Origin of the sequence: Bartonella sp. AP57NXGY (assembly GCF_042195805.1) — a bacterium.
Classification (GTDB): Bacteria; Pseudomonadota; Alphaproteobacteria; order Rhizobiales; family Rhizobiaceae; genus Bartonella.
The window spans coordinates 1-1,034 of record NZ_JBHIOZ010000369.1; the positions used below are offsets into that span (position 1 = coordinate 1).

Sequence of the window (1,034 nt, forward strand, 5' to 3'; positions counted from 1 at the left end):
TATTTGGGTTTTGCATCATCATAATGCGTAAATTGGAAAAAAAGATCCAGAAACGAGAAGAGGCAATCTCTGTGTGAGAGCAAATAAGCTCTCTGTCACACGGGTCTTTTCAAAGAGTGAGAGGGGAATACATGAAGGAGCAAAATTGGGCATCAGAGCAAGAAACGCATAAAGGAGCGCATTCTTTTTCGCTCCAGCACGTGTTGCTCTCAGCAAAGGATTATAAAATTATCTTTGCTATTGCGGTTCTCATTATCATGTGGAAAATGGTTCTAGAAATACCAGGTGTATTGAATTGGCAGCTGACAGGGTGGCAATATGTTGTGCATGCCGTTCTCTTTAAAACAACGGACATTATAATGGTCTGTGCACTTTTCTTGATTCCGGTGATGTTACGGCTTCGCACCAAAGTGACGGGTGAGTTGTACAAAAATATTCAGAAACTAGAAGAAGCAATCTCTGTAGGAGAGCACATAAGCTCTCTGTCGCACGGGCTTTGTAAAGACTGAGAGGGGAAAAATGAACAGTGATCCTATAGCCGTATTTCTATTAGATCCCCTGTTTTGGGTGATGATTGTTATTTGCATGATCATTATCATGCTTGTTTTAGCTCTTTATACCTCTGTCTTCAAACGGATGAAAATGAATTTTCAAGTGAAAGGCGCGCTGGAAAGAGTGCTTAAAGAAAATGATCTTGCAACGCAGCAGTTTTGGAAAGATGAAGCCGTGGTGCAGAAGAGGCGTTTGCAACTAAAGGAAAAAGAGTTCTCTGCCGATTATGATGATGATGAAATTCTCACGATAGAAAGTGCAACAGGGCTTTTAAAAAGCTTGGGATGGTCGGTGGAAATCGAGGGAAAGGGAGATTATTTGGCAACCCTCTTTTTACCAGATCGCGAAGTGCAGTTTCTTTATAACGAGCAACGAGTGGAAGAGTTTTCGCCTTTTGATCGCGGACTTTTAATTATGAGCGGTATTTTTGCGGCGGCTTGTCAGACGATTAATCCGCATAATTCTGGGGTTGTGCCAACGGT

1 protein-coding gene and 1 pseudogene are annotated in these 1,034 nt (G+C 42.0%); both read left to right on the forward strand.

Annotated features, from left to right (window positions below; all coding sequences use genetic code 11):
- The first annotated feature begins 131 nt into the window (after positions 1-131).
- Positions 132-509, forward strand: a complete 378-nt coding sequence (locus tag ACFIL8_RS10910; protein WP_375681513.1) for a hypothetical protein — start codon at positions 132-134, stop codon at positions 507-509.
- A 10-nt stretch (positions 510-519) separates the two neighbouring features.
- Positions 520-1,034: pseudogene (locus ACFIL8_RS10915) on the forward strand (hypothetical protein); the annotation flags it as partial.